Origin of the sequence: Arthrobacter sp. NPDC058127, from assembly GCF_042884555.1 — a bacterium.
Lineage (GTDB): Bacteria > Actinomycetota > Actinomycetes > Actinomycetales > Micrococcaceae > Arthrobacter.
On sequence record NZ_JBHVTT010000025.1, the window covers coordinates 12,910 to 38,541 of the forward strand.

Annotated in this window: 25 protein-coding genes and 1 riboswitch; of the genes, 6 read left to right on the forward strand and 19 right to left on the reverse strand. The window is 64.9% G+C overall.

The window, feature by feature from the left end:
- Window position 1: 1 nt before the first annotated feature.
- Both ACFVTG_RS22455 and ACFVTG_RS22460 read right to left on the reverse strand, forming a co-directional pair.
- Window positions 2–1,387: a glycine--tRNA ligase gene (locus ACFVTG_RS22455; protein ID WP_284751342.1), complete on the reverse strand. Its 1,386-nt coding sequence runs from the start codon at window positions 1,385–1,387 to the stop codon at window positions 2–4.
- Between the two features lie 115 nt (window positions 1,388–1,502).
- Window positions 1,503–2,531, reverse strand: coding sequence for a DMT family transporter (locus ACFVTG_RS22460; RefSeq protein ID WP_390282970.1), 1,029 nt, complete (start codon window positions 2,529–2,531; stop codon window positions 1,503–1,505).
- 33 nt (window positions 2,532–2,564) lie between these two features.
- Here ACFVTG_RS22460 and ACFVTG_RS22465 point away from each other — a divergent pair, with 33 nt between their 5' ends.
- The gene (locus ACFVTG_RS22465) at window positions 2,565–2,795 is read left to right on the forward strand and encodes an RNA-binding S4 domain-containing protein (protein WP_284751344.1); all 231 of its coding nucleotides are present in this window, start codon (window positions 2,565–2,567) and stop codon (window positions 2,793–2,795) included.
- Window positions 2,796–2,859: 64 nt separating this feature from the next.
- Here the strand turns inward: ACFVTG_RS22465 and ACFVTG_RS22470 are convergent, their stop codons facing one another.
- Window positions 2,860–3,507 carry an alpha/beta hydrolase gene (locus tag ACFVTG_RS22470; protein ID WP_390282971.1) on the reverse strand — a complete coding sequence of 216 codons (648 nt, stop codon included), beginning with the start codon at window positions 3,505–3,507 and terminating at the stop codon, window positions 2,860–2,862.
- Between the two features lie 75 nt (window positions 3,508–3,582).
- Here ACFVTG_RS22470 and ACFVTG_RS22475 point away from each other — a divergent pair, with 75 nt between their 5' ends.
- Both ACFVTG_RS22475 and ACFVTG_RS22480 read left to right on the forward strand, forming a co-directional pair.
- Window positions 3,583–4,419 carry an SGNH/GDSL hydrolase family protein gene (locus ACFVTG_RS22475; RefSeq protein ID WP_390282972.1) on the forward strand — a complete coding sequence of 279 codons (837 nt, stop codon included), beginning with the start codon at window positions 3,583–3,585 and terminating at the stop codon, window positions 4,417–4,419.
- A 66-nt stretch (window positions 4,420–4,485) separates the two neighbouring features.
- Complete coding sequence (locus tag ACFVTG_RS22480; protein ID WP_390282973.1) at window positions 4,486–4,878, forward strand: hypothetical protein; 393 nt, start codon at window positions 4,486–4,488, stop codon at window positions 4,876–4,878.
- 1 nt (window position 4,879) lies between these two features.
- Here ACFVTG_RS22480 and ACFVTG_RS22485 read toward each other — a convergent pair whose 3' ends face one another.
- Both ACFVTG_RS22485 and ACFVTG_RS22490 read right to left on the reverse strand, forming a co-directional pair.
- Window positions 4,880–6,001, reverse strand: a complete 1,122-nt coding sequence (locus tag ACFVTG_RS22485; RefSeq protein ID WP_284751347.1) for a homoserine O-acetyltransferase — start codon at window positions 5,999–6,001, stop codon at window positions 4,880–4,882.
- A gap of 13 nt (window positions 6,002–6,014) precedes the next feature.
- A riboswitch (SAM riboswitch) is annotated at window positions 6,015–6,130 on the reverse strand.
- A 161-nt stretch (window positions 6,131–6,291) separates the two neighbouring features.
- Entirely contained in the window at window positions 6,292–7,608 is a 1,317-nt protein-coding gene (locus ACFVTG_RS22490) for a bifunctional o-acetylhomoserine/o-acetylserine sulfhydrylase (protein WP_390282974.1), read from the reverse strand.
- Window positions 7,609–7,855: 247 nt separating this feature from the next.
- On the opposite strand from ACFVTG_RS22490, the gene ACFVTG_RS22495 reads away from it, so the two are divergent.
- Window positions 7,856–8,494: a VOC family protein gene (locus tag ACFVTG_RS22495; protein ID WP_028266517.1), complete on the forward strand. Its 639-nt coding sequence runs from the start codon at window positions 7,856–7,858 to the stop codon at window positions 8,492–8,494.
- 119 nt (window positions 8,495–8,613) lie between these two features.
- Here the strand turns inward: ACFVTG_RS22495 and ACFVTG_RS22500 are convergent, their stop codons facing one another.
- Window positions 8,614–9,378: a CPBP family intramembrane glutamic endopeptidase gene (locus tag ACFVTG_RS22500; protein WP_390282975.1), complete on the reverse strand. Its 765-nt coding sequence runs from the start codon at window positions 9,376–9,378 to the stop codon at window positions 8,614–8,616.
- Between the two features lie 99 nt (window positions 9,379–9,477).
- On the opposite strand from ACFVTG_RS22500, the gene ACFVTG_RS22505 reads away from it, so the two are divergent.
- Window positions 9,478–10,158, forward strand: coding sequence for a histidine phosphatase family protein (locus tag ACFVTG_RS22505; RefSeq protein ID WP_284751350.1), 681 nt, complete (start codon window positions 9,478–9,480; stop codon window positions 10,156–10,158).
- A 14-nt stretch (window positions 10,159–10,172) separates the two neighbouring features.
- Here the strand turns inward: ACFVTG_RS22505 and ACFVTG_RS22510 are convergent, their stop codons facing one another.
- The 11 genes from ACFVTG_RS22510 to tdh all read right to left on the reverse strand — a co-directional run bounded on the left by ACFVTG_RS22510 (window position 10,173) and on the right by tdh (window position 21,549).
- A complete protein-coding gene (locus tag ACFVTG_RS22510) occupies window positions 10,173–10,964 on the reverse strand; it encodes a DeoR/GlpR family DNA-binding transcription regulator (RefSeq protein ID WP_234750768.1) in 792 nt (263 codons plus the stop codon).
- 23 nt (window positions 10,965–10,987) lie between these two features.
- Window positions 10,988–11,827 carry a class II fructose-bisphosphate aldolase gene (locus ACFVTG_RS22515; RefSeq protein WP_284751351.1) on the reverse strand — a complete coding sequence of 280 codons (840 nt, stop codon included), beginning with the start codon at window positions 11,825–11,827 and terminating at the stop codon, window positions 10,988–10,990.
- Window positions 11,824–12,768 carry a 1-phosphofructokinase family hexose kinase gene (locus tag ACFVTG_RS22520; protein ID WP_390282976.1) on the reverse strand — a complete coding sequence of 315 codons (945 nt, stop codon included), beginning with the start codon at window positions 12,766–12,768 and terminating at the stop codon, window positions 11,824–11,826. The genes ACFVTG_RS22515 and ACFVTG_RS22520 overlap by 4 nt, the downstream gene beginning before the upstream one ends.
- Before the next feature lie 8 nt (window positions 12,769–12,776).
- Window positions 12,777–13,727 (reverse strand): ROK family protein, encoded by a 951-nt coding sequence (locus tag ACFVTG_RS22525; RefSeq protein ID WP_390282977.1) that lies wholly within the window; start codon window positions 13,725–13,727, stop codon window positions 12,777–12,779.
- 8 nt (window positions 13,728–13,735) lie between these two features.
- The gene (locus ACFVTG_RS22530; protein WP_284751354.1) at window positions 13,736–14,653 is read right to left on the reverse strand and encodes an SIS domain-containing protein; all 918 of its coding nucleotides are present in this window, start codon (window positions 14,651–14,653) and stop codon (window positions 13,736–13,738) included.
- A gap of 264 nt (window positions 14,654–14,917) precedes the next feature.
- Window positions 14,918–16,141: an imidazolonepropionase gene (hutI, locus tag ACFVTG_RS22535; protein ID WP_284751357.1), complete on the reverse strand. Its 1,224-nt coding sequence runs from the start codon at window positions 16,139–16,141 to the stop codon at window positions 14,918–14,920.
- An 11-nt stretch (window positions 16,142–16,152) separates the two neighbouring features.
- On the reverse strand, window positions 16,153–17,250 hold the full coding sequence (locus ACFVTG_RS22540) for an NAD(P)/FAD-dependent oxidoreductase (RefSeq protein ID WP_390282978.1): 1,098 nt from the start codon (window positions 17,248–17,250) through the stop codon (window positions 16,153–16,155).
- Between the two features lie 51 nt (window positions 17,251–17,301).
- Complete coding sequence (locus ACFVTG_RS22545; protein ID WP_390282979.1) at window positions 17,302–17,772, reverse strand: pyridoxamine 5'-phosphate oxidase family protein; 471 nt, start codon at window positions 17,770–17,772, stop codon at window positions 17,302–17,304.
- Between the two features lie 55 nt (window positions 17,773–17,827).
- Complete coding sequence (locus ACFVTG_RS22550) at window positions 17,828–19,228, reverse strand: 6-phospho-beta-glucosidase (protein WP_390282980.1); 1,401 nt, start codon at window positions 19,226–19,228, stop codon at window positions 17,828–17,830.
- A gap of 6 nt (window positions 19,229–19,234) precedes the next feature.
- Complete coding sequence (locus tag ACFVTG_RS22555) at window positions 19,235–20,443, reverse strand: glycine C-acetyltransferase (RefSeq protein WP_284751361.1); 1,209 nt, start codon at window positions 20,441–20,443, stop codon at window positions 19,235–19,237.
- A 59-nt stretch (window positions 20,444–20,502) separates the two neighbouring features.
- Entirely contained in the window at window positions 20,503–21,549 is a 1,047-nt protein-coding gene (tdh, locus tag ACFVTG_RS22560) for an L-threonine 3-dehydrogenase (protein ID WP_284751362.1), read from the reverse strand.
- 115 nt (window positions 21,550–21,664) lie between these two features.
- On the opposite strand from tdh, the gene ACFVTG_RS22565 reads away from it, so the two are divergent.
- Entirely contained in the window at window positions 21,665–22,621 is a 957-nt protein-coding gene (locus ACFVTG_RS22565; protein ID WP_390282981.1) for a LysR family transcriptional regulator, read from the forward strand.
- A gap of 67 nt (window positions 22,622–22,688) precedes the next feature.
- On the opposite strand, the gene ACFVTG_RS22570 is transcribed toward ACFVTG_RS22565, so the two are convergent.
- Window positions 22,689–23,873: a Gfo/Idh/MocA family protein gene (locus ACFVTG_RS22570; RefSeq protein WP_390282982.1), complete on the reverse strand. Its 1,185-nt coding sequence runs from the start codon at window positions 23,871–23,873 to the stop codon at window positions 22,689–22,691.
- A gap of 10 nt (window positions 23,874–23,883) precedes the next feature.
- Window positions 23,884–25,605: a DUF4091 domain-containing protein gene (locus ACFVTG_RS22575; RefSeq protein ID WP_390282983.1), complete on the reverse strand. Its 1,722-nt coding sequence runs from the start codon at window positions 25,603–25,605 to the stop codon at window positions 23,884–23,886.
- Window positions 25,606–25,632 lie beyond the last annotated feature (27 nt).

A 25,632-nucleotide genomic window follows, 5' to 3' on the forward strand; every position in this document is an offset into this window, starting at 1 on the left:
CTTAGGCGCCGATCAGTCGTGCGGCCAGGTAGCCCTCCACCTTGTCCAGGGACACACGTTCCTGGCTCATGGTGTCGCGCTCACGGATGGTGACGGCCTGGTCGTCGAGGGTGTCGAAGTCCACGGTGATGCAGAACGGAGTACCGATCTCGTCCTGGCGACGGTAGCGGCGGCCAATGGCGCCGGCGTCGTCGAAGTCGATGTTCCAGTTCTTGCGCAGCTGGGTGCCCAAGTCCTTCGCCTTCGGGGACAGGTCCTCGTTGCGGCTCAGGGGCAGCACGGCTGCCTTGACCGGCGCCAGGCGCGGGTCAAGCTTCAGGACAGTACGGACATCGACGCCGCCCTTGGCGTTGGGTGCCTCGTCTTCGGTGTAGGCGTCCACGAGGAAGGCCATGAAGGAGCGAGTCAGGCCGGCGGCCGGTTCAATGACGTACGGCGTGTAGCGCTCGTTGGTGGCCTGGTTGAAGTAGCTGAGGTCCTGGCCGGAGGCCTTCGAGTGGGTGGAGAGGTCGAAGTCGGTGCGGTTGGCGATGCCCTCGAGCTCGCCCCACTCGGAGCCCTGGAAACCGAAGCGGTATTCGATGTCCGTGGTGCCCTTGGAGTAGTGGCTGAGCTTGTCCAACGGGTGCTCGAAGAAACGCAGGTTCTCCGGCCGGATGCCCAGGTCGGTGTACCAGGACATGCGTTCCTTCATCCAGTACTGGTGCCATTCTTCGTCCGTGCCCGGCTCGACGAAGAATTCCATTTCCATTTGTTCGAACTCGCGGGTGCGGAAGATGAAGTTGCCCGGCGTGATCTCGTTGCGGAAGGACTTGCCGATCTGGCCGATGCCGAACGGCGGCTTCTTGCGGGACGTGGTGAGCACGTTGCTGAAGTTGACGAAAATGCCCTGCGCGGTTTCCGGGCGGAGGTAGTGCAGGCCTTCTTCACTGGCCACCGGGCCGAGGAAGGTCTTGAGGAGGCCGGAGAACTCCTGCGGTTCGGTCCATTGGCCGCGGGTGCCGCAGTTGGCACAGGCGATGTCCTTGAGGCCGTTTTCGGCGGGACGGCCCTTCTTTTCCTCGTACTCTTCCTCGAGGTGGTCGGCGCGGTAACGCTTGTGGCAGGAAAGGCACTCGACCAGGGGGTCGGAGAACACCTCGACGTGGCCGGAAGCTTCCCATACCTGGCGGGGCAGGATCACGGAAGAATCCAGGCCCACTACATCTTCGCGGCCGCGGACAACGCTCTGCCACCACTGGCGCTTGATGTTTTCCTTGAGCTCGGCACCGAGGGGGCCGTAGTCCCATGCAGACCGGGAGCCACCATAGATTTCACCGGCCTGGAACACGAAGCCCCTCCGCTTGGAGAGGGAAATGACCTGGTCGAGGACGGATTTTGCTGCCATGGGTACTCCAATGTTCTACAGGGCCGCTGGGTGCGGTCCGTGGCTATGCTCTACGGGAACAGTCATTAAGGGGAAACGCTGTTTTGGGGAAGTGCTGTGCAGGAAGCTGCGTGTCCTAGCCTACCGGCCTTTGACCGCTGTCCTGCCTCCGGGACTGGCCCGAATGGCTCTTGGCGGGACGGCGGGAAGAGAGCGCGCCCTTCGGCCAAGGCAACGTGGCGACAATGAGGGCGAACAGGGTCAGCAAGGTGCCAAGGATCGTGGGGAAGGCAACCACGGTTCCGGGAGCCGGCAGGACCAGGTCAAGTGCGAGGGATCCGAGCAGTTGCCCGGCGATCATCCCCAGCCCCGTCACGAGCACACCAAGGCTGCGGACCAACAAGGCCGCCAGGCCGATAAAGACGCAGCCCATCGGGCCGCCCACGTAATACCACCACTCAGCAGGCAGGGCGTGGCCGGGACCAACCACCAACACTTTGATGAGCCAGGCGATCCAGAGAATGACCGTTCCGGCCATGAAATTCACCAGCGTCGCGGCGATGGGGCTACCGTAGTGCACGGTCGCGGTGCCGTTCATGGCCTGCTGGAAACTCATGAGGCAACCCGCCACGACCGGTAACAGGATCGGGAGCAGCAAGGACCCGACGTCGGCGGCCGCCCCGAGGCGCGGCGACACGGCCCAGACGACGGCGGCGATCGTCAGGACGCTGCCGAGGATGCGGACCCCGGTGATCGTGCGTTTGCCGCCGGGACCGATGCCGAGCCGGTCCACGAAAAGGCCGCTCACGGTCTGCCCGGTGATCACGGCTACCGTGAACAACGCGACGCCAAGCAGGCCAATAGTGAACGATTGGGCAATCACGTAGAGGGCGCCGATCCCGCCGGCCACCACATAGAACCGCGGAAAGCTGCGCTCCTTGACGGCAGGCACTATCCGGCGCAAACCAGCGCGGCCTTTCGGCAGTGCAAGGCCGATCACGGCGATCAATACCAGCCCGGTAGTGAAGCTGACGACGGCGGCCGCGACGCCGTCGTCGAGCCTGGCCCCCAGCGCACTGTTGATCCGGCCTTGGACCGGAAGCAGGGTACCGTTCGCCACCGCAAGCAGCAGTCCGGTGAGCAAGGGAGGAGAAGTTCGCGGCATTTTCACCACCCTACTTCAGGCATCATTGCTTGTATGAGCAACCCGGAAATCGAAGAAATCCCCATCCGCGACGACATGATCCGACTCGGCCAGCTCCTGAAGCTCGCCAACCTGGTGGAGGACGGCGTGGAAGCCACGGAACTCATCAAGAACGGCCTGGTCAAAGTCAACGGCGAGATCGACGAACGGCGCGGCCGCCAGCTTCACGCAGGCGATACCGTGACCGTCAACGGACAGACCGTGCGGATCACTGCCGCTGCCTAGCAAACGCGGGGTCACTTACGGCCCATTACGCGCCCCAGGATGGGCCGTAAGTGACCCCGCGTTGCTAGGAGAGGACCTTGTGCTCCAAGAATTCGCCCACGTGGCCGATTTCCTGCTGGTTGATGCCGTGCCACATGCCTGTGTAGAGCACCTTGGTGAGGTCCGTGTGCTTTCGCACCCACCCCATGGTGTATTCGATCTTGTCCGGAGTAATGACAGGATCCTGCTGGTCGCGTCCCCAGAAGAGCGGCACGGAACCGTCCAGTTCGGCGTCGCGGAACGCGGGGTCGGCATCGGCGTCGACGGCGAAACCTGAAAGCCCGACGACGGCGGCGAAGTCCGCCGGGCGCTGCCGCAACAGCGAGGTGGCCATCGCCATGCCCATGGAGAACCCGAGGAGCGTTACCGAGCTGTGGTTGGACTTGCACGAGTCCAACCAGGAAAACACGTACTCTGCTGCGTCCTTGACGGCGTCGAGCGAGTAGTCGATGGACGCCGTGAGCGGGAACCACGTGAAGCCCGGGCCCGTGGCGATCGGTGCGCGGAGCGAAGCGACGACGAAGTCCCGGGGCAACAGGCCGGCAAGGCTGAAGAGGTCCTGCTCGTTGGACCCGTAACCGTGCAGCAGGACCAGCAATGGCTTCCCAGCCCGCTCCTCCTCTTCGTGGGACCACAAAACGACCGGGGCAGGAAAGGCGGAAGCTTGACTCATGGGACTATTCTTACAGTTACCCATGAGTAACAAGCCACAGGCGCGTGGCGTTGCAGCAAGAGGCAGGATATCGACGTGAGTGACATTGATCCCACGGTGGGACCAAAGCCGGACGAACGGATTCATCCGTGGACCCGCTACGTGGCATTGGGTGATTCCTTTACCGAAGGGATCGGCGACCCCGAGCCCAACAACCCCGGGGGACATCGTGGCTGGGCCGACCGCGTAGCCGAGGAACTGAGCCGGGGACACCGGGATTTCGCCTACGCCAACCTGGCCATCCGCGGGCGGCTCCTGCAGCAGATCCTCGACGAACAACTTAGCCCGTGCATGGACCTCAAGCCGGACCTCGTGAGCATCTCCGCAGGCGGCAACGACCTTATCCGTCCCGGCGGCGACCCCGACGCCTTGGCGGAGAAACTCGATGCCGCCGTGCAGACCCTGAGTTCCGAAGGCGCCACCGTGGTTCTCTTCAACGGTCCGGACACCGCGTCCTCGGTCCTCGGCCGGATCCGCGGCAAAGTGGCCATCTACAACGAAAACCTCCGCACGGTTGCCGCCCGCCACGATGCCGTGATCGCCGATATGTGGTCCCTGCGGCAACTCTCCAACTCCCAGATGTGGGACGAAGACCGCCTGCACTTCTCGCCGCTCGGCCATCACACCATCGCAGCAATGGTCCTCGATTCCCTCAATGTGCCGCACAACCTCGAGCCGCTGTCCCCGAAGCCGCTCCCCCAGCGCAGTTGGCGCGAGGCCCGCTCGGGCGACCTCGTATGGGCACGGGAGTACTTTGTCCCGTGGGTCATCCGCCGGATCCGTCACCAGTCCTCCGGTGACAGAATCTTGCCGAAACGCCCGACGCCGGGACCTGTCTTCGGTCCTGCCGACGCCATCCTGCCCCGGAGCTGACCGGGAACCACGAGGTGGGTCACAGGGAGCGGAGCTAAGCTGGTGAAAGACAGGGAGGCCCCCACCGTGAACAATTTGATCTTCTGGATCATCGTCTGCTCTTGGCTGATTCCCATGGGGATCCGCATGTACAACCGATCGCGCCAGCGCAGGCTCCGGGACTTCCCTCCGCAGAATTACCCCGCGCCGCCCTATCCTCCACAGAACTACCCCATCGGATACCCGGAGCAGCCTCCGCTAGTGCTCCCGGCTGAACCCCAACTCCCGGTGGCGACGCCCGCGCCGCAGGCCGCTCCGCCGTCGTCGGCTACTCCCCAAGCGAACAGCGTTCCCCAGCCGAACAGCGCTCCCCAAGGCTACCGGGCACGGAAACTGGCCGAGCTGGACCAGGAGTACAGCGACGGGAAAATCGCGATGGAGGACTACATGAAGCTCCGCCAGGAAATCATGAACGGCTGATTCAGCCGAAGAAGGCCTCTCGCAGCTGGGGACCGAGCTGGCCGATCTCGGTGAGGAACCCGTCGTGCCCGATCGGCGCCTCGATCACGTGAACGGGAACCTCTCCGGGCAAGGCCTTGGCCAGCTCGTGGGATTGTTCCGGGAAGTAGAGCCGGTCCGAGTCCACCGAGGCAACGAAGAACTTCGCGGTTGCCACGGACAACGCATCCTCCAATGAGCCCCGGCCGCGGGTGATGTCGTGGCTCATGAGCGCCTCGGTGATGGCGATGTAGCTGTTGGCGTCGAAGCGCTGGACCAGCTTGCGTCCCTGATGGTCGAGATAGCTCTCCACCTGGTAGCGGCCCCGGTCCCCCAGCGCGGCAGCCTGGAGGGGCGCCTCGCCGCCCTGGGCGTTCCGGCCGAAGCGGAAGTCCAGTTCATCCGCCGAACGGTACGTGATGTGGGCGATCCGCCGGGCAAGGGCCAACCCCGCCTCGGGGGCGGACTGGCCATAGTAGTCGCCGCCGTTGAAGTCGGCGTCCTGCCGGATGGCGAGCGTCTGGGCCTGTGCAAACGCGATCTGCTCGGCAGTGCTGTACGCCCCGATCGAAATCACGGCGCATCGCTTGACGCGGTCCGGATAGCTGACGGCCCATTCCAATGCACGGGCACCGCCCATGGACCCGCCCACCACGGTATGCCAACTGCGGATCCCCAGGACGTCGGCCAGCCGGGCTTCGGCTACGGTGCTGTCCCGCAGGGTCACGAGCGGGAAGCGGGAGCCCCACGCCTTGCCGTCGGGAGCGCTCGACGACGGCCCGGTGCTGCCGTAGCAGCCTCCCACGATGTTGACGGAGACCACGAAGTAGCGGTCCGTGTCGATGGTGGCGCCGGGGCCGACGAGTTGCTCCCACCAGCCTTCTTCATCGCTCTCGCCGCGGGCCACATGGGTGCTTCCGGTCAGGGCGTGTTCCACCAGGACGGCGTTGGAAGAGTCTGCGTTGAGCCGCCCCCACGTCTCGTACGCAAGGACGACGTCCGGCAGGAAACCTCCGGCCTCCAGTTCGAGTCCACCCACGGAAACATACTTGAGGGTTCCGTCCTGGGTACCGGAAAGGGGTATGGCTGTTGCAGCAATTGTCATTCGTTGACACCTCACATCGCGCTTGCCCGTCGCCAATACAGCGAAGGGCCAGGTCTTCACCCGGGGCACCCCACCGCGAATGGAGGGTTGCCGGCCAGCAAGCCGGGGCTGTCGCTGGCACTCATGACCTATAGGAAGAGTCTAGGAAAACCGGACCCCTTCTGACGAAGATTATGACATCTTTGTGACACTTGACCGCGTTTTGTTCATGAAGTTGAAGCCCAGGAGGCCGGTCGGCGAAGATTCGTCCTGCGTCGCCGGCCAGCCTCCCTGCGCCATCCGGGGCAGTACTAGGCGCCCTTGGCTGCCCGGAATCCCGACTCGAGGTCCGCGAGGATATCGTCGATGTGCTCGATCCCGACGGACAGCCGCACCAGGCCCGGAGTCACTCCGGCCACAGCCTGCTGTTCGGGCGTCAACTGGCTGTGCGTCGTGGACGCCGGGTGGATGACCAAGGAACGGACGTCGCCGATATTTGCCACGTGGGAATGCAACTCCAGGGCGTCCACGAAGCGTTTGCCGGCATCGATCCCGCCGCGGATGGTGAAGGACACCACCGCGCCGGTGCCCCGGGGTCCGTACTTCCGTCCGCGTTCGAACCACGGGCTGGAAGGCAGCCCCGCGTAGGCGACCGATTCGACGTCGTCGCGCCCTTCGATCCATTGCGCCACCTTGGTGGCATTGTCCACGTGGCGTTCCACCCGCAGGCTGAGGGTTTCGATTCCTTGCGAGATCAGGAAAGCGTTGAACGGTGAAACGGCCGAGCCAAGGTCGCGCAGGAGCTGGACGCGGGCCTTGAGGATGTAGGAAAGGTTCGCGCCGAGGGCACCGTCCTTGCCGAGGTCGCGGGCATAGACCAGGCCGTTGTAGCTGGGGTCCGGGGTGTTGAAGTTGGGGAACCGCTCAGGGTCCTTGCCGAAATCGAAGTTGCCGGAGTCCACGATGACACCGGCAATAGCAGAACCGTGCCCACCCAGGTACTTGGTGGCCGAATGCACCACGATGTCCGCGCCCCACTCGATGGGCCTGATCAGGTAGGGCGTGGCGAGGGTGTTGTCCACGACGAGCGGGACTCCGGCCTCATGTGCGGTGCGGGAGACGCCCTCGATGTCCAAAACGTCTTGGCGGGGGTTGGAGACGACTTCGGCGAAGAACAGCTTGGTGTTCGGCTGCACGGCGTCGCGCCAGTGATCGAGGTTGTCCGGGTCTTCGACGAAGGTGACCGAGATTCCGAACTTCTTCAGCGTGTGCGCCAGCAGGTTGTAAGTCCCGCCGTAGAGGCTCGGGCTGGCGACCACGTGGTCACCGGCCTCGGCCACGTTGAGGATGGCGAACGTTTCCGCGGCCTGGCCGGAGCTCAGCAGGAGCGCCGCCAAGCCTCCTTCCAGGCTCGCTATGCGCTGTTCCACCGCATCCTGCGTGGGGTTGCCGATCCGGGTGTAGATGGGCGCCAATTCGGCCAGCGCAAAGCGGTTGGCCGCGCTTTCCGCACTGGGAAAGACGAATGAGGTGGTCTGGTAAATGGGGAGTGCCCGGGCGCCCGTGGCGGCGTCAGGCTCCTGGCCGGCGTGGATCTGGCGCGTTTCGAATGACCATCCTTGGGACATGCGGACTCCTGGTTGTCTGGGCGATTTGCCGTGCTTCAGCCTGCCGGCCTGCGGGATTAAGCCAGCCGGCGTTCGGTTGCCGCCAGTCTAGGGACGGCGTTGCGGGCTCCGGAAGCTTTGTGACGAACACGGTAGTTTTCGGTCCTGGCGCGTCCTGAAGTGACCCTGAGCTGCCTTTTCGATACATCCCACCTTAGTTAGGCTTGACTTAGCTGAGAGCTCCATCACAAAGTGCCAAGATGAAGCCATGCGCATGGATCACGTCTCTTACGCTTGTGAACGAGATGGCCTCTTGGCCACCACCGAGCGGATTTCCGCAGCATTGGGAGTGGACGCAGTCCGGGGCGGAGTGCACCCGCGCTTCGGTACCCGGAACATGATCATTCCCCTTGCTGACCACAAATACCTGGAGGTTGTCGAGGTCCTTGACCACCCGGCATCCGACAAGGCACCTTTTGGACAAGCCGTCCGTGCACGCTCCGCCGCGGGAGGTGGATGGATGGGCTGGTGCGTCGCTGTTGACGACCTGAGCCCGTTCGAACAGCGGCTCGGACGCGCCGCGGTTCCCGGCAACCGCAAGTTTCCGGACGGGCGCGAACTCGTCTGGTCGCAGATCGGAATCCTGGGACTCATCGCCGATCCCCAGGTTCCGTACTTGCTCCGTTGGGAGGGCGACCCCGCACTTCATCCGTCCCTCGTCTACCCGAGCGACGTCAAGATGTCCAGCCTCACGATCGCCGGCTCGGCGGAGCGCGTCACCGAGTGGCTCGGAGAACCCGTGGAGAAGCCGCTTGAGGACGTCGCCGTCCAATGGATGGCACCGCACGGAACGCCGGGAATCATGTCGGTAACGTTCGAAACCGCCAACGGAGCCGTCACCATCTGACGGACCCTCGCATCACCTTCTGAGGGACATCGGGCGAGGAGGCCCGGAAAACTTCGGCCGCCATATGCGGGTGCCAATGACGTCACCCAGCGATGGCGGCCGAAACCTTTTAACGCGCCTTACCCCAGCCCGACGGCCTTGCCGAAGACGCTGAAGCCGACGAACGCCACAATGTCCAGGAGTGCGTGCGCCACCACGAGCGGCATGACCCGTTTGGTCTTGGTGTAGATCCAGCCGAACACGAGGCCCATGACCGCATTGCCGATGAACGGTCCGAAGCCTTGGTACAGGTGGTAGCTGCCGCGAAGGAGCGCGCTGAGCACGATCGCCAACGGTGTGCTCCATCCGAACTTCGCGAAACGGTCGAGGAGGTAGCCCACCACGATGACTTCCTCGACGACGGCGTGCCGCACCGCGGACAGGACCAGAACGGGCACTGTCCACCAGTAGGAGTCCAGGCCGCTGGGGATGATCGCCGTCGTGATCCCCAGGGCGCGGCCGGCCGCATAGAGGCCCAGCGACGGGATCCCGATCAGCGCGGCGAGGCCCAGTCCTTGCAACGTGTCGCGGCCCGGGCGGGCGAAGTTGAAGCCCAGCCGGGTGAAACCCGATGGACTCTCCGCGGTCTGGCGGTGCAAGGACAGGAAGTAGAACACCAACACCACAGGGACCAGCGCGAACGCGATATCCAGCAGTTGGTAGGTGAGGTCGAAGTACTCTCGCGTGCTCTGCGAGCGGTTGAGGGTGGACGTCGCATGGGCCAAAGGCCCCTGGGTCATCTTGTCCAACAACTGCACCACGGAGTACACGGCCGATTGGCCCAGAGACAGGCCAAGGACAATCAGTACTTCGGCGCGCAACCGGCGCGTTGAGGCTAGGAGCATGCTCCTATCTTGCCTTCATTTCCCTGATGTTTTCCTTGAGCCGGGTCCCCGGAGTCCGCTTGCATGGGCCGGGCTGCTCCTGACCCTATGCTTGGTGGGATGAGCGCGCCCGCACGAATCTTCATGATCCGGCACGGCCAGTCCGCCGCCAACGCCGACACTTCCATCTACAACCGTGTGCCCGATTACCGCATCCCACTGACGGAGCTTGGCGTCGGGCAGGCACGGGCAGCGGGTGAGGTGCTGCGCAGGAAGCTCGCCGGCGAACCCGTATGCGTTTACGTCTCGCCGTACCTTCGGGCATACCAGACCCTCGAGGCACTGAATCTGGGCAGCCTCACGGAAAGGGTGATCGAGGAGCCCCGGCTGCGTGAACAGGACTGGGCCAACTTCCAGATTGCCGGAGACATCGGGGACCAGAAGGAGCTTCGCAACCTCTACGGACATTTCTTCTACCGGTTCCGCGAGGGCGAATCAGGCTCCGATGTCTACGACCGGATTTCGTCCTTCATGGAAACGCTGTACCGGCATTGGGAAAAGCCCGATTACGCGCCCAACACCCTGCTGGTAACCCATGGCCTCACCATGCGGCTCTTCTGCATGCGATGGTTCCACTGGTCGGTGGAGTACTTCGAGTCCCTCAACAACCCCGGCAACGCGGAGCTACGGACACTTATCCGCAACGACCAGGACAAGTACGATCTCGACACGCCGTTCAGCCAGTGGGTGCAGCGCAGCACGGACGAAACCGTGCTGAACGCTCCCCCGATGGTTTTCTAACGGCCACAACGCTGCTAGGCGTCCTTGGCCACGATCACTTCGGTGCCGCTGGCTTCAAATGCCGCCTTGTCCTCTGCCGTGATGCCCGAGTCCGTGATGAGCCTCCGGAAGTCGTATCCGGCCATCGCGGCGAAGGCACGCTTGCCGATCTTCGTGGAGTCGGCCAGGACATAGGAGTCCGTGGCGCGCCGGGCCATGACGGTGTTCACCATGGCTTCTCCCTCGTCGGTGATGGTGGGGCCGATCTTCGGATCGACTCCGTTGACGCCGATAAAGGCGATGTCCAAGGCAACCTTCTGCATGATGACATCGGTGTAGGGCCCCACAAGTTCGTAGGAACGCGGGTTCAGGATGCCACCGGTGACCATGATCTTGATGTTAGGGCGCACGGCAAGCTGGGCGGCGATGTTGATCGCGTTGGTGACCACAGTCAGCATTGGGCGGTTGGAGGGCGCGTTCAGGTCTTCGCGGGTGGACAGCACTTGGGCCAAGGCCGTGTTGGTGGTGCCGCCGCTCAGTCCGATCACGGCCCCGGGCATGATGAGCTCGGAGGCCGCCAAGGCAATCTGCTGCTTTGCCTCGGCGTGATCATCCCTGTTGTAGCGCCCCGGGAGTTCGTAGGCCACTGATCCCGTGGTTGCACCGCCACGGGTACGGCTCAGGAGCCGCTGCTTGGCGAGGCTGTCCAAGTCACGACGGGCCGTGGCTGGCGAGACTGCCAGGCGGGTCACGATATCCTCGACCTCGACATGCCCTGACTCGGCGAGGAGATCAAGGATGGCTGTCAGTCGATCGTTGCGGGTCATCACGAACCTTCCGGAAATTGGGACTAATTCACCTTCGCGAACAGCGTCAGCAGACGTGCGGTTTCCAACACCAGGGCGTCCCGTCCGGCCTTGATGTACTTGCGGGAGTCCACCACGGAAGGGTTGGCATCCAGGTACTCACGGACGGCGCGGGTGAAGAACCCGTTCAAGTGTGTGGATACGTTGATCTTAGTCATACCGGCCCGGATTGCCGCCACCAGCATTTCATCTGCTACTCCGGAGGACCCGTGAAGGACGAGCGGCAGCTGGACGGCCTGCTTGAGCCGGGTGATGAGGGCCAAGTCCAAGGCGGCACTGCGTTCGGTCATGGTGTGCGAGGAACCGACGGCGACGGCGAGGGCGTCAACGCCGGTGGCATCCACGAAGGAGCGGGCCTCCGCCGGATCCGTCCGGACTCCCGGAGCATGGGCACCGTCCTTGCCTCCCACCTTCCCAAGTTCGGCCTCGACGTAGACCCCGTGCTCCCGGGCGTATCTGGCGACCCGACGCGTGACGTCAACGTTCGAGCCATAAGGCAAGTGCGCGCCGTCGTACATGACGGAACCGAACCCGAGGTCGACGGCCTGCAGGGCCAGCTCTTCGGATTCGGCATGGTCCAGGTGCAGGGCCACGGGCACCGAGGAGTCCCGGGCGATGGACATGGCACCCCGTGCAATCGGCACGAGCCCGCCGTGGAAACGGACGCAGTTCTCCGAGATTTGCAGGATCAACGGGACGCCTGCCGCCTCCGCCCCGGCAACCAGGCCTTCCGCGGTTTCGAGGTGGATGACATTGAAGGCGCCCTGTCCGATGCCATTGGCCGCGGCGGTATCCATGAGTTCCCGTGTACTGACGAGCGTCACAGGGTCTCCTTCCAGCTGAGAATGAGTTGGTCTTCGAGGTCCGTATAAAGCGGCGAGATCTCACCGGCGGCAGGCATGAGCACTGCGGCGGCGGACCAGGCTGTTGCCCGGCGGAGGATCGTAGGGATGTCGGTGATGCCGGCGGCGAGCGCGACGGCGGCCGCCGCCACTCCGGCGTCGCCGGCTCCCGTGGGGTTGCCGCTGAGTGGTTCCGGGAGCCGGGCGCTCCAGTAGCCTCCGGGGGCGGCATGGTGGAACGCGAGCATGCCTTCGGCACCGGCGCTGACCAGGACTGTCCTGGCACCCAAAGCGATCAATCGCCGTGCCGCGACATCCAGGCTGCTTTCCCCTGTTGCTTCGAGGAGTTCGTGGTTGTTGGGCTTGAGGAGGTCCGCCCCGGCCCGCGCGGCGGCGATGATCCCGGGACCGGAGGTATCGACGACGGCGGGAATCCCGGCGTCGTGCGCCAAGCTCACCAGCGCCGGGTAGAAGTCGGCCGGCGCGCCGGGTGGCAGGCTGCCGGAACCGACGAGCACGCCTGCGCTCTCCCCGTCGAGGGCGTCGACGACGGCGGCTGCCAGCGCCTGCCATTCGGACGGTTGGAGGGGGCTCCCCTCTTCATTGAAAATGGACGTTTCGCCACCCACCGTGTCCACGAGGGCGATGCTGCGCCGTGTTTCCGCGGCGACCGGAATCAATCGGTGCGGCACGCCGCTGCTGAGCAGTTCGGCGGCGAATTCGGCACCGGCCGGGCCGCCCGAGGGCGCGAGTGCCAGCACGGGATAGCCCAACTGGTGGGCCACGCGCGCAACATTGAGGCCTTTTCCGCCTGCGCGGCTGAGCGGTGCGGCTACGCGATGACTTGCACCGGGGGTGATCCCGGCGACGTGGTAGCTGAGGTCGATGGCCGGATTGGGCGTCACGGCGATGACCTGTTTCATGGCGTGGTTCATCGCCCCGTCCCCGTGCCGGAGGCGGCCTTCGCAGCCGGGAGCAGGGCCCGTGCCCTCATGGCGGCGCCGAGCAAACCTGCATCCTGGCCGAGCTCGGCGCGCATGATGATGGGCCGGCGCTGGAAATCGAGCAGCTCGTCGAGGCGCGAACGCAGAGGCTGCAGTAGTCCTTCTCCCGCTTCGGCAAGGCCGCCGCCCACAACCACTGCTTCGGTGCCGATGATGCTGACGCATTGGCTGAGGCTGAAGGCGAGGGCGTCCACCGCGTCGGCCCAGATCCGGGCTGCAAGGGCATCGCCCGCTTGGGCCCGTTCGAGGACTTCACGGGCACCGGCGCGCGGAGTTCCGGCCTTGTCGCTGTAACGCCGGGCGATCGCTCCGGCGGAGCCGACGGCCTCGAGGATCGCGGTCCCGGGACCGTCCGGGTCCGGTACGAGGGCGTGGCCCAGTTCCCCGGCGAAGCCGCCTGCGCGCACCGGGTACCCGTCGGAGATGACGGCGGCGGCGATCCCGGTGCCGACCACCATCACCACGACGTTGCGAAAATCGCGGGCCGCTCCGAAACGGAATTCGGCTTCGGCCGCCGTGCTGACGTCATGCCCGAAGGAGACCGGCAGCCCGAGGCGCTGCGCGGCCTTTTCCCCGAAGTGAAAGTTCCGCCAACCCAGGTTCGCCGAATAGATCCCCACCCCGGTGTCTGAGTCAACGATTCCCGGAACAACAATGCACGCGGCTTTCGCCGGGTGGCCCGGGAACTCAGCGGCAAACTCAGCCGCCAATGCCGCAACGGCGTCCAGGATTGCCTCGCCCGGCCGCAAGGGATCATGCGGCGTAGCAGTGCGGCACAAACCCAGGACATTCCCGGCCGTGTCGACAAGGCCTGCCTTCAGGTCCGTCCCGCCCACATCAAAGGCCAGGACTGCGGATTCAGCGGCTCCGAGAACCATGGGATTACCTAGGCCGTGGCGTTCAGGACGACAGAGCGCGTGAGGTTGCGCGGCAGGTCCGGGTTGAGGCCGCGCACGCGTGCCCGCTCCAGGGTGACCTTGTGGACCCGTGCCAGCTCGGCGAGCGGGTGCTTGCCGGTGTTGACGTAGAGGGCGCCCGTGCGCCCCATGTCGGCGTCCAGTCCCTCGGGCTGCGGGCCAAAGATCCACGTCACCCGGCCAGGTGCAGCAATGGAAATGGGACCGTGCCGGTATTCCATCGCCGGATAGGATTCGGTCCAGCCCTGCACTGCCTCACGCATCTTGAGCCCGGCTTCGTGGGCCAGCCCAACCGTCCAGCCCGTGCCGAGGAAGGTGAACTGTTCAGCGTCGAGCAGCTCCTGGGAAACAGGTTCGGTCACAGCGGTACGGGCGTCCTCGATTGCCGTGCCGAGTTCGATGCCCAGGCTCGTCAGGAGGTACACGAGGGCCGTCGTGGCGAAGCGGGTCTGGACCACCGATTTCTCGTCGGCGTAAGGGAGGCCGATCACGGCGTCGGCCAGGGTGGTGATAGGCGAATTCACGTCCCCGATCACCGCAACCGTACGGACTTTCCCGCGCAAGGCTTCCAACAACTCAAGAACCTCAGTGGTGGTGCCGGAGCGGGTGATGGCGATCACGGCGTCGTACTGGCGGCCCGCGCTGTTGTGATTGAGGAAGGCTTCGGACGCTGCGAACGCGTCCGTGACGCCCTTGCCCGCGGCTTCGCGGGCAGCGGCATAGCTTTGCGCCATGAACCATGAGGTACCGCAACCAACGACGGCGATCCGCTCACCGTCGGCGGGAAGCAGGTGCTCCGCCTTGGATTGCTCGATGGCCCGCTGCCAGACCTCGGGCTGCGAAACAAGCTCTTCTTCCATGAAGGCCCCGAGGGTGTTGTTACTCATCGCACTTACCATTCCTGTCCGCGCTTCTTCGACGCACTCTTCAACGTTCAATGTTTTGACGTTTTATGATCCATATAAACACTAAACGATCATATTCAATCGCACAAGGATCGTTGCGACCGCAAGGCGCGCCTGGCAAATGGGAATGACTACACCCAGGGCGGAACCCCGCCCTGGGGTCGCTAGAGTGCACAAGCAAAAGCAGGGCCCCTCCGCGTGGAGAGGCCCTGCCGGTGTTGCGAAAGTGTGTTGCGGTAGGCGGCCCTAGACCGCGCGGACGCCTGCCCGCCACACCGCGAAAGTCAGCGGGATACCGGGACGGTACGCCAGGTGCGTCGCCGACGGCGCCTTGAGCATGTGCAGGTCGGCGCGGTGCCCGACGGCGATCGAACCCACCGCCCGTTCGCCGTCGACGTCGTTGCCCGACTCCCTGCCCAAAGCGAGCGCGCCGCCGTAGGTGGCCGCCCGGACGGCTTCGTGGACGCTCAAGTGCATCTGCAGCACCGCCGTGGTGACGCAGAAGGCGATGGAGCTCGTGTAGGAGGTGCCGGGATTGCAGTTCGCGGCCAAGGCGACCTGCACCCCCGCGTCGATCAACGCGCGGCCCGGCGCGAGCGGCTGCCGGGTGGAGAGATCGCAGGCAGGCAGGCACGTGGCCACCGTGCCGCGCGTGCCCGCTCCGGTGGAGGCATCCCAGCCGCTCCAGGTTCCGGCGAGCGCCTCGATATCGGCCGCTGAAAGGTAATTGACGTGGTCAACGCTGGCAGCACCGAACTCCACGGCCAACTGCACACCAGGTCCTTCACCCAATTGGTTGCCGTGCACACGCAGGCCCAGGCCCGCATCGCGGCAGGCGGTCAGGACGCGACGCGACTGTTCTTCAGTGAAAGCGCCGCGCTCGCAGAAGACATCGGCCCAGCTGACATACGGGCGGACGGCGTCGAGCATCGGACCGCAGACGAGGTCCGTGTATTCCTCGGCGTCGGCACCGGCCGGGACCAAGTGCGCGCCGAGGTAGGTGACTTCGTCCACGGTCGCTGCCGCGATGCGTGCGCTGCGGGCCTCGTTTTCAAGGTCCAGTCCGTAGCCGGTCTTGCTCTCAAGGTAGGTGGTGCCCTGGGAAACGGCTTCGGCCACGCGCCCGGCGGCGAGTCGCGTCAGTTCCTCGTCGCTCGCGGCGCGCGTGGCGCCGGTGGTGACGGCGATGCCGCCGGCGCTGTAGCTCTGGCCGGCCATCCTGGCCTCGAATTCGGCGGTGCGGTCCCCTGCGAAAATCAGGTGCGAGTGCGAGTCCACCCAGCCCGGGAGCACCGCGCGGCCTTCCGCGTCCACGTGCTCATCAGCCGAGGGAGCCTCCGACGCCGGACCGATCCAGGAAATCCGCTCACCTTCGATCACCACGGCGGCGTCCTTGAGGACACGGTGCTCCGCGTCCTGGGTCATCAGTTCGCCGATGTTGCTGATCAGTGTGCTCGTCTGCCCGCTCATGAACCTATTGTTCAACGGCGGATGGACCAACGGGCCGCTGCCAGCTCCCTCGGTGTCCGGGATGCCGGACTGATGCCGGATGTGTGGTCCAGGATTTCCGCGGCCGCGAGCTCGGCGATGGCGGAAGAGGTCTGGAAACCGTAGCCGCCTTGGCCTGCAAGCCAGAAAAAGCCCGGAGCCTCGGCGTCGAAACCCACCACGGGAACGCCGTCGGCGGCCTCGGTGCGCAACCCGGTCCAAGCCTTGGCCACGGAGCGTATGCCCAGCGACGTGATCGAGTTCAGCCGGACCACCAGCTCTTCCACGTCGCCGGGACGCGGCTGTGCGTCTTCGGGGCCGCTCGGCACCGTCTCCGACGGCGAAATGAGCACTTGCTCCCCCTCGCGCCGGAAGTAGTACGAGTCATCCGCCGCCGCCACCATGGGGCTGCCCACCGGAAGGGGGCGTTCGACGTCGACGATGGCCGCCGTGCGCCGGAACGGCTGCAAGCCCAGCTTCTCCACCCCGCTGAGCACCGCGAGTTCATCCGCCCAGGCACCTGCTGCGTTGACCACGACGGCGGACTGGAAGCCTTCCAGCCCGGCGCCCAGTTGCCAGCCGGAGCGGAGGCGTTGGGCCGAATGGACCCGGGCGCCGGTGATGATGTCCACTCCCCCGGCTTCGGCGCGCTGCCGGTGGTCTTCCAAGAGCACGGGTGCGTTGCAGGCGAATGACCCGGTATCCAGGCCCGCGGCCGTGAATGACCCAGGGTTCAAAGCGGGGCACAGCTCAAGGGCTTCGGCGTGCGTAATGTGGTGCATGTGCCCGCTGGCTTCTGCCTTGACGGTGGCTTCGTCGCCAACCAACATGAACGAGCGCGGTTCCAGTACCGGTACCGGCAACGCGGCGTCGCGGGCTCCCATCAGTTCCAGGGTGCGGACGGTGAGTTCCTGCACGACGGCGGGTCCGTAGCTTGGGATCAATTGCCGGGCCGAGCGGGAGGACGTGTGGTAGGCCAGTGTCTGTTCGGCTTCCACGAGGGCCACCGAGCACCGGCCGGCCAGCGCCGAAGCCAGCGACAACCCGGCGATGCCTCCACCGACAATTACCACGTCATAGTTTGCAGCCATTCCTCCATCCTGTCAGCGCACACGCCCAGATGCGAGGGGGAGGTGGTGGGGCTATTCCACCGCGGACCGCTTGATGCCCATGTAGGGGGTCCACCACGTGAGGGGCTCCGTGACGGTGAAGCGCCGCCCCGAGATCGAATCCGCTGGAACCCGCACGAAATGGTCTTTCTTGCCGGCTTCCCAAGGAAAGAGGGGCAGCGAGAACGAGTTGACGACGTCGTCGATCTGCTTGACGGGCGCCGCTTTGCCGTGGAGCACAACACTCCATGCGACGCCGGTGTCGGCGTCGACGCCGTCCACTTCCATGGCCACCGGGAATTCGCCCAAGGCCGCGGCAAGCTTTGTGCCCGCCCCGGTCCTGAAGACAACCGTCCCCTGGTCCACGGTGTAATTGATCGGAAAAATGTCAGGGTGGTCTCCGAGCCACACCGCCAGCCTGCCAACGGACACGCCCCTCAGGAGATTCCAGCATTGCTGCGAATCCAACACCTCGGTGACGGGTTGTGCTGCATCTTTGTCCATGTTGCAGATACTAGGCCTCCGATCCCCCTTGGGACAGGGTTGCCAGGAAGGGGACTCAGCGCAGGTACTGGAGCTCCTCGAAATGGCGGATGTAGTCATCCAGTAGCGCTTCTGCCACCCTGACCGAGTCCACGAGCGGGTTCATCGCCATCGCCTTGTAGGCAGAGCTCCGGGAACCCGTGAGCGCGGCGTCGATCGTGGCGCGTTCCACCGCCTTGGCGTTGACGACGAGCCCGCGAGCGTAGTCCGGAAGAGGCTTGGCCGCGAGCAAGCGGACTCCGCCCGCATCCACGAGGCACGGCGCCTCAATGACGGCGTCGGCGTCGAGTTCTGCCAGGGTGCCCTTATTGGGGACGTTCAGGATCAGTCGGGCAGATTCCCCCTGGCTGATGGCGCGCATGATCGCCAAGGCAACAGCCTCGTAGCCGCCGGATACCAGGTCCTCGGCGTCGCGTTCGAACGTACCGGCTGCCTCCCTGTTGCTCTGCATGTACGTCTCTTCGCGGTCGAGCTTGGTCTTCTCCCAGAGCCTGAGGGCCGACTTCGACGACGGGAACCCCGGGGCGGGCTCCGCACCGCTGTCGTTCGCTTCCGCCAGCCCGCTGTAGAAGGACGACTGCTGCCGCGCCAAGTAAGCGCCGCGGGTGGTTTGGGCGCGCTGGTCGGCGTCGAGCGCTTCCCGCCTGAAGTAGTAGTAGTGCAGATACTCGTTGGGAACCGCGCCGAGGGCTTTGATCCACGAAGCGCCGAACAGCCGGCCCTCTTCAAAGGACTCGATGGCGCGGTGGTCGGCCAGGAGCCGCGGCAGGACATCCTCGCCGTCGACCACCAGCCCGCGCAGCCAGCCCAGGTGGTTCAGGCCGATGTAGTCGATCTCCACGGAGCCGTCCCGAAAGGCCGCCCCGCCACGGTGGATTCCGGCCGCGAGCAAGCATCGCCTGGCCAGCCCCACCGGCGAATCGCAGATCCCCACCACCTTGTTGCCAAGGACCCGCGTCATGACCTCGGTGATGACCCCGGCCGGATTGGTGAAGTTGATGAACCAAGCGTCCGGAGCATGCTTCTTCACCGCCTCGGCGATGTCCAGGACCACGGGAATGGTCCGCAAGGCATAGGAAATCCCGCCGGCACCGACGGTCTCCTGCCCGATGACACCGTGCGCCAGGGCAATCCGCTCATCGGCGGCGCGCCCCTCCAGGCCACCCACCCGGATGGCGGAGAAGATGAAGTCGGTGCCGGGCAAGGCGTCCGGCAGTTCCGTGAATATCCTCACCGCAGGTGCGTCGGGCACCCGCTCGGCCATGTCGGCGAGGACCCTGGCCACCACGCCCAGGCGTGCGGGGTCGGCGTCGAACAGCCTCAGTTCGGTGACCCTGCCGGGCCCATGGTCCGACAGCAGTGCTGAATAGACCAGGGGTACCCGGAATCCCCCGCCGCCCAGGATGGTGAGGATCATGGGAACTCAGAGCCCCGCGGCTGCGCGGCTCTTCACGAAGGCCTCGACACACGCCTCGACGTCCTCGGAGCTGTGTGCGGCCGAGAGCTGCACGCGGATCCGGGCAGCTCCCTTGGGCACCACGGGGTAGCTGAACGCCGTGACGAACACTCCATGGTGGAGCATCTCGTCGGCAACCTTCGCTGCCGCCACGGCGTCGCCGAACATCACCGGAATGATGGCGTGCTCGCCGTCGAGCAGTTCGAAGCCTTCCTCGCTCATGCGGCGCCGGAACAAGGCAGCGTTCTCGAAGAGCCTGGAGCGGAGCTCGCCCGAACCCTGGACCAGCTCAATGGCCTTGATGGTGGCTGCGACGATTGCCGGGGCCAGGGAGTTGGAGAACAGGTAAGGGCGGGCCTTCTGGCGCAGCATGGCGACGATTTCGCTGCGGCCGGAGACGTAGCCTCCGGAGGCGCCGCCAAGGGCCTTGCCGAACGTGCCGGTGTAGATGTCGATCCTGTCGGAAACACCCGCGTGTTCCGGGGTTCCGGCACCGGTGGCTCCCATGAAGCCTACGGCGTGGGAATCGTCCACCATGACCAGCGCGTCATGCTTTTCGGCGAGATCGCAGATGGCTTCGAGCGGCGCGAGGTAGCCGTCCATGGAGAAGACGCCGTCCGTCACGATGATCTTGCGCCGGGCCGGTGCCTCGCCGCTTGAGGCCTCGATCAGCTTGGCTTCGAGGTCAGCCATGTCCTGGTTGGCGTAGCGGAAGCGCTTGGCCTTGCTGAGCCGGATGCCGTCGATGATCGAGGCGTGGTTCAGGGAGTCGGAGATGATGGCGTCCTCGGCCCCGAACAGGGACTCGAAGACACCTCCGTTGGCGTCGAAGCAGCTGGAGAAGAGGATGGTGTCTTCGGTTCCGAGGAACTGTGAGACCCGGGCCTCGAGCTCAAGGTGGAGGTCCTGGGTGCCGCAGATGAAACGGACGGAGGCCATGCCGAAGCCGCGCTCGTCCATGGCGGACTTGGCGGCCGCGATGATGTCCGGGTGGTCTGCGAGGCCCAGGTAGTTGTTGGCGCAGAAGTTAAGGACGGTGTTCGCCGGCTGGCCGAGCTGGCCTGCGGCGATGTGGCTCGCTTGCGGCGAGTCGATGTGGCGTTCGGTCTTGAAGAGGCCTGCGGTCCGGATCTCTTCAAGTTCGCCTTGCAGCTGGTCTTTGATGCTTGAGTACATGGTGGCTCCTGGTACTGGGGTCTTGGGGAGGACTTTACGTTGTCTTAGATTTCGGCGTTCTAGAGTTCGGTCCAGTCGAGGACAACCTTGCCGCCAATGCCGGCGCGCGCGATTTCGAAGCCCTTTTCCCAATCGGTGGCGGACAGCTTGTCCGTGACGACGGCGGAAATGTGGCTGTGCAGCACGGGGTTGGAGGACAGCATGGCGCTCATGGCGTACCAGGTTTCGTACATCTCGCGGCCGTAGATGCCCTTGAGGGTCAGCATGTGCGTGACCACTTTGCCCCAGTCGATGTCGATGGACTGGCTGGGCAAGCCGAGCATGGCGATGCGTCCGCCGTGGTTCATGTTGTTGATCATCTCAGGCAGGGCCGTGGGATGCCCGGACATTTCCAGGCCGATGTCGAATCCTTCGCGCATGCCGAGCTCGAGCTGGGCGTCCTTGACGCGCATCTTCGACACGTCGACGGCGAGGTCCACACCCATCTTCCGGGCGAGTTCGAGGCGGGGAGCCGAGACGTCCGTGATGGCGATCTTGCGGGCACCGGCGTGGCGCGCGACGGCGATTGCCATGAGCCCGATGGGCCCGGCACCTGTGATGAGCACATCCTCGCCGACCAGGGGGAAGCTCAGGGCGGTGTGGACGGCGTTGCCGAAGGGGTCGAAGATGGCGCCAAGCTCCGGGGTGACGGAGGGATCGTGGTGGACCCAGACGTTGGTCTCCGGGATGACAACGTATTCGGCGAAGGCGCCGTCTCGCTGCACTCCCACGGACACCGTGTGGATGCACATCTGGCGGCGGCCTGCGCGGCAATTGCGGCAGATCCCGCAGACCACGTGGCCTTCACCGGAGACGCGGTCACCTACCTTGACGTCGCGGACGTCCTCGCCCACAGACACCACTTCGCCGTAGAACTCGTGTCCGGCGATCAAGGGAGTCTCGATGATGCTCTGCGCCCAGGCGTCCCAGGACTGGATGTGCAGGTCGGTTCCGCAGATGCCGGTGGTCATGACGCGGATCTTGACGTCGCTCGGACCTGCCTCCGGCTCGGGCCGTTCGACGAGTTCAAAACCAGCGTGGGGACCGGACTTGTAGAGAGCCTTCATGGGTCTTCCTAACTCAAGGGATTGGGCCGTTTGTGTGCCGTTTCACTTCATTGAAGCCCCACGGACGGTTTAGCACAACTAGGTTTTTCTCAATCAACGATTTAGCATTTGCTAAATGGAAGTACATCAGCTCCAGATGCTCAGGGAACTAGGAGATCTCGGCAGTGTCAAGGCCGTAGCCGAGACGCTCATGGTCACCCCCTCGGCCGTTTCCCAGCAGCTCGCACTCCTGCAGAAATCGGTGGACGTGCCCCTGACCCGCAAGGAAGGCCGCGCCCTGGTACTCACCGATGCGGGCCGGGTCCTCGCCGACGCCGGAGCCGCCGTCGTGAATGCGCTCGCGGACGCCCAGGCGGCGATCGGCGCTTACCACGACTCCCCGGGCTCCACTGTGACCCTGAGCGCCTTCCACAGTGCGGGGCAGGCCTTGTTCGCTCCGCTGGCAGCTTTATTGACTAGCGCGCGCAACGCGGGTCCGGAAAACAGCGTTCCCCGCGTGAAGCTCGCCGACGAAGACGTTGCACAGGAAGACTTTCCGGGCCTCGCCGCGCGCTATGACCTCGTGCTGGCGCACCGGATGGAGCACAGCCCCGGGTGGCCCACCGACAAAGTGGCCGTGATCCCCCTCGCCGACGAACCGCTCGACGTCGCGTTGCCTGCCGGGCACCCGCTCGCGGCGCGCCGCGAACTCAGGCCGGCCGACGTCGTCGGGCAGCCCTGGGTGACCAGCCGCGCCGGCTATTCCCCCGCGGACGTACTGGCCGCCGTCGTCGCCGTCAGCGGACGTCCCGCGGATGTCCTGCACCGCATCAACGACTATTCCACCGTTGCCTCGCTCGTGGCGGACGGCGGCGCGATAGGTTTGCTACCGCGGTTCACCGCCCAGCGCGTGCTGGACGCCGGCGTGGTGCTGCGTCCGCTGGCGGGGGTGAATTCCGTGCGCAAGATCGACATCCTCGCGAGGCCGGAGACCCTGAAACGGAAATCGGTCATGACGGTCTGCGAAGCGCTGCAGACCGTCATGACCGAACTCGCCGGGGGCACCTCACCTGGCGCCTCCCAGCCCAACTAGCTCGCATTTAATGTCGTTATGAGGCCCCAAAACGACAACAACTGCGAGCTACTTGGGGGCGCGGGCGCTAGAGTTCCCGGACCCGGGACGGTTGGCCTGCGTTGAAATACTCCACGAGCTCCTCGGGCAAGGCCGGAACCAGCTTCGCGCAACCGTCGCCGCGGAGGGACTCGGTGGCAAGCACTCCAGCGGCCACGGCCTCGCGGGCCGCGATCGGCGAGGTCGCCGTGGTTCCGCCATCCTTGGCGAAGCGCAGGAACTCAGCGATCAGCAAGGGGTCCGCTCCGCCATGGCCGCCTTCTCCGTCACGGACCAAGACCTTCTGGTCAGGCTCGGCGAAACCGGAGGTGGTCCTGGTGGTCCATACGTAGATCTGGTCGCCGGCCCCGTCACCGAAGTTCTCGATCCTGCCTTTGGTGCCGATCACCGTGTAGTTCCGCCAATAGTCCGGGGTGAAGTGGCACTGCTGGTACGAGGCGAGTACACCGTTGTCCAAGACCATGTTCATCATCGAGATGTCCTCGACGTCGATCGTCTCGGCGAGGTCCGTCTGTTCGGTGGGGGGCCAGTTGTCCACGGAGAACCAATCTCCCATCCGCCGCCCCGTGTTGTCGCGGCGGGAAGCGACGTCCCCGTACACGGCCAGCTCGCCGATCGCCTGGACCTTGGTGCTGTATCCCCCGGCGAGCCAGTGGATGACGTCGATATCGTGGGCGCCCTTTTGCAGCAGCAGCCCTGTGGTGTTGGCACGCTGGGCATGCCAATCCTTGAAATAGTAGTCCCCGCCGTTCCCCACGAAATGCCGGCACCAAACTGCTTTGACGTCACCGATGGTCCCGGCCTGGATGATGTCGCGCATCTGCACCACCACCGGCATGTGCCGCATGTTGTGGCCCACGTAGAGTCGCGTTCCGGTGTCGAAGGCCGTCTGGAGGATAACGTCGGCTGCTTCGAGCGTGACGTCGAGCGGTTTCTCGCAGAAGGTGGGGATGCCGGCTTTGAGCGTCCGGACGGCGACGGCGGCGTGCTGGTTGTCCGGCGTCAGGACCAGGACCGCGTCCAGACCGGAGTCCAACAGGACGTCCAAGTCTTCGGTGATGACCGCCGTCGGGATCTTCTCGGCCGCGTCTGCCCGGCCGCGCTCGCCCAGATCGCACACGACCGTGACTTCCGAACCGTGGCCGGGCTTGTGCGCGTGGCGCCACAGCGACGACCGCAAGCCGAATCCGACGATGCCTACTTTGAGGTCCATAAGTACTTTCCTAACTAGATAGGTTGATGCGCGGGCGTGTTTGACCCACCCGTTGCGCGATTCCTTGGTTGACCAGCTCGCGAACCCTTCGGTAGTGAAGGGGGTCGTAGCTGAAGCTGTCCATGGCGAGGCTCCCGCCCGAGCCGTTCGTATCGATGAGGGCGAGCACTTCCTCGCGACCGGCGAGCTTCGCCAGGAGCGAGAATGCCCGGTGGTCCCACATGGCCTGGGCGAGCACCTTGTAACGGATCGATTCCCACGGCACCCCGTCCGGTCCCGGGTAGACCATGAAGGCGTCGCCGCCCGGAAAGGCTCCTCCGGCACAGGTGTCCTTGAACGGGTCCACGGGCGCCAACGAGTGGGCCGTGTTGTAGAAGTTGAATCCCCAATGCAGGAAACCCGCACATTCCAGGGCGAAGAGCTGGTGGCCCAACACCCGGTTTCGCACTGAAGGCATGGAAATGAACCGGTTCGCAACACCGACGTCCTGGGCGACGCAGTAATAGACCCACAGGTCCTTCACTCCGGCCGCCAGGAACGGCGCCACGGCATCGCTTGCCACCACGGGATTCGATACTGCCCCGCTGCTGTAGAACTCGAAGTCGCTCAGGGCGTCAACCACCGTCAGCCCGTCGAGGAGATCCGCGACGGCGCCCTTTGCCCGTTGGTATCCGGCCAGGGCTTCGGCACCCTCCGGTTCATCCGAAATGTGGAAAATGACCCGGTCAAGCGACCAGTGCTCCGCCAGAAAGGACCGCAGCGCCGGCAGCAGCTCGGCCATGAGCTCCCGGTACGAGGACGACGTCGACGGCACGTCCCAGCCGAAGCGCCGCTCCAGGCCTTCCGCGGTTTCGATATAGATCGCCGGAGTCGCTTTGGCGCCCCATTGGGTAAACAAATGGGCGATTTCCAAGTACTGGATGTCGTGTTTGGCGCACAGGCCCACCCAGCGCAACAGCTTGCTGAAATCAAAGTGGTAGCCGGAATCTTCGCGGATCCCGATCAGCTGGGTGGGCAGCCGAGTTCCTCCGACGGCCGTGTCCAGCGGATGAGTCCACGTGGGTGTCAGCAGCGAATTGGCTCCCATCCTTGCCGCGGACCCCATGAAGGCATCGATGATCGACCAATGCTCCTCGCTGAACACGCCGACGCCGTAATGGCTCGCCAAGCCGTCGCAGTGGAACCAGTGGGCGTTCACGATCTCCAGTTCCGGGGCTTGCGGGGGCACCACGGTGATGCAGATGTGGGTGCTGAAGAGCGTGTTGCCTTCCGCGTCCCGCACCGAGATCCCGAGTTCGTGATCGCCCGCGTGATCCACGGAAGGCACCACGAGGTCGATCCATGCCGCGGTCCATTGGCCATAGAGCGGATTGATCAGCCCATCCGGGGCAGGCCGCAAAAGGTCCGGATACAGTCCGGGGGTGTCCCGGTCGTAACCGCCATCATGCTCCGGGAATGCCGCCAATGAACATGGCACCAGCTCAACCTGCGAAATGGAGGTGAATCCTGCCGCCGGACCATCGACTGCAACTTCCAACGCCCCGGACAGCCGAAAGTCGTGTTTCATGGGCGGCCGGAGCGCTACCTGGACCGAGGCGGTCTCGCCGGGGAAAACGGACATCGGAATGGTCCTGTCGAACGGCCGTGGTGGAACGTCCGGGTAGACCTTTTCCAGGGAGTCCACGAGCACGAACGACCAGCCGTCATCCGGTGCCGCGTTCTGTTCCGTCAAGGCTGTGATCCTTTCCTACGTGAGCTC

Bases quoted from the DNA above. Each gene is read 5' to 3' on its own strand.
- ACFVTG_RS22455 (WP_284751342.1), bottom strand. From the start codon at position 1,387: ATGGCAGCAAAATCCGTCCTCGACCAGGTCATTTCCCTCTCCAAGCGG.
- ACFVTG_RS22460 (WP_390282970.1), bottom strand. From the start codon at position 2,531: ATGCCGCGAACTTCTCCTCCCTTGCTCACCGGACTGCTGCTTGCGGTG.
- ACFVTG_RS22465 (WP_284751344.1), top strand. From the start codon at position 2,565: ATGAGCAACCCGGAAATCGAAGAAATCCCCATCCGCGACGACATGATC.
- ACFVTG_RS22470 (WP_390282971.1), bottom strand. From the start codon at position 3,507: ATGAGTCAAGCTTCCGCCTTTCCTGCCCCGGTCGTTTTGTGGTCCCAC.
- ACFVTG_RS22485 (WP_284751347.1), bottom strand. From the start codon at position 6,001: ATGACAATTGCTGCAACAGCCATACCCCTTTCCGGTACCCAGGACGGA.
- ACFVTG_RS22490 (WP_390282974.1), bottom strand. From the start codon at position 7,608: ATGTCCCAAGGATGGTCATTCGAAACGCGCCAGATCCACGCCGGCCAG.
- ACFVTG_RS22495 (WP_028266517.1), top strand. From the start codon at position 7,856: ATGCGCATGGATCACGTCTCTTACGCTTGTGAACGAGATGGCCTCTTG.
- ACFVTG_RS22500 (WP_390282975.1), bottom strand. From the start codon at position 9,378: ATGCTCCTAGCCTCAACGCGCCGGTTGCGCGCCGAAGTACTGATTGTC.
- ACFVTG_RS22505 (WP_284751350.1), top strand. From the start codon at position 9,478: ATGAGCGCGCCCGCACGAATCTTCATGATCCGGCACGGCCAGTCCGCC.
- ACFVTG_RS22510 (WP_234750768.1), bottom strand. From the start codon at position 10,964: ATGACCCGCAACGATCGACTGACAGCCATCCTTGATCTCCTCGCCGAG.
- ACFVTG_RS22520 (WP_390282976.1), bottom strand. From the start codon at position 12,768: ATGAAACAGGTCATCGCCGTGACGCCCAATCCGGCCATCGACCTCAGC.
- ACFVTG_RS22525 (WP_390282977.1), bottom strand. From the start codon at position 13,727: ATGGTTCTCGGAGCCGCTGAATCCGCAGTCCTGGCCTTTGATGTGGGC.
- ACFVTG_RS22530 (WP_284751354.1), bottom strand. From the start codon at position 14,653: ATGAGTAACAACACCCTCGGGGCCTTCATGGAAGAAGAGCTTGTTTCG.
- hutI (WP_284751357.1), bottom strand. From the start codon at position 16,141: ATGAGCGGGCAGACGAGCACACTGATCAGCAACATCGGCGAACTGATG.
- ACFVTG_RS22540 (WP_390282978.1), bottom strand. From the start codon at position 17,250: ATGGCTGCAAACTATGACGTGGTAATTGTCGGTGGAGGCATCGCCGGG.
- ACFVTG_RS22545 (WP_390282979.1), bottom strand. From the start codon at position 17,772: ATGGACAAAGATGCAGCACAACCCGTCACCGAGGTGTTGGATTCGCAG.
- ACFVTG_RS22550 (WP_390282980.1), bottom strand. From the start codon at position 19,228: ATGATCCTCACCATCCTGGGCGGCGGGGGATTCCGGGTACCCCTGGTC.
- ACFVTG_RS22555 (WP_284751361.1), bottom strand. From the start codon at position 20,443: ATGTACTCAAGCATCAAAGACCAGCTGCAAGGCGAACTTGAAGAGATC.
- tdh (WP_284751362.1), bottom strand. From the start codon at position 21,549: ATGAAGGCTCTCTACAAGTCCGGTCCCCACGCTGGTTTTGAACTCGTC.
- ACFVTG_RS22565 (WP_390282981.1), top strand. From the start codon at position 21,665: ATGGAAGTACATCAGCTCCAGATGCTCAGGGAACTAGGAGATCTCGGC.
- ACFVTG_RS22570 (WP_390282982.1), bottom strand. From the start codon at position 23,873: ATGGACCTCAAAGTAGGCATCGTCGGATTCGGCTTGCGGTCGTCGCTG.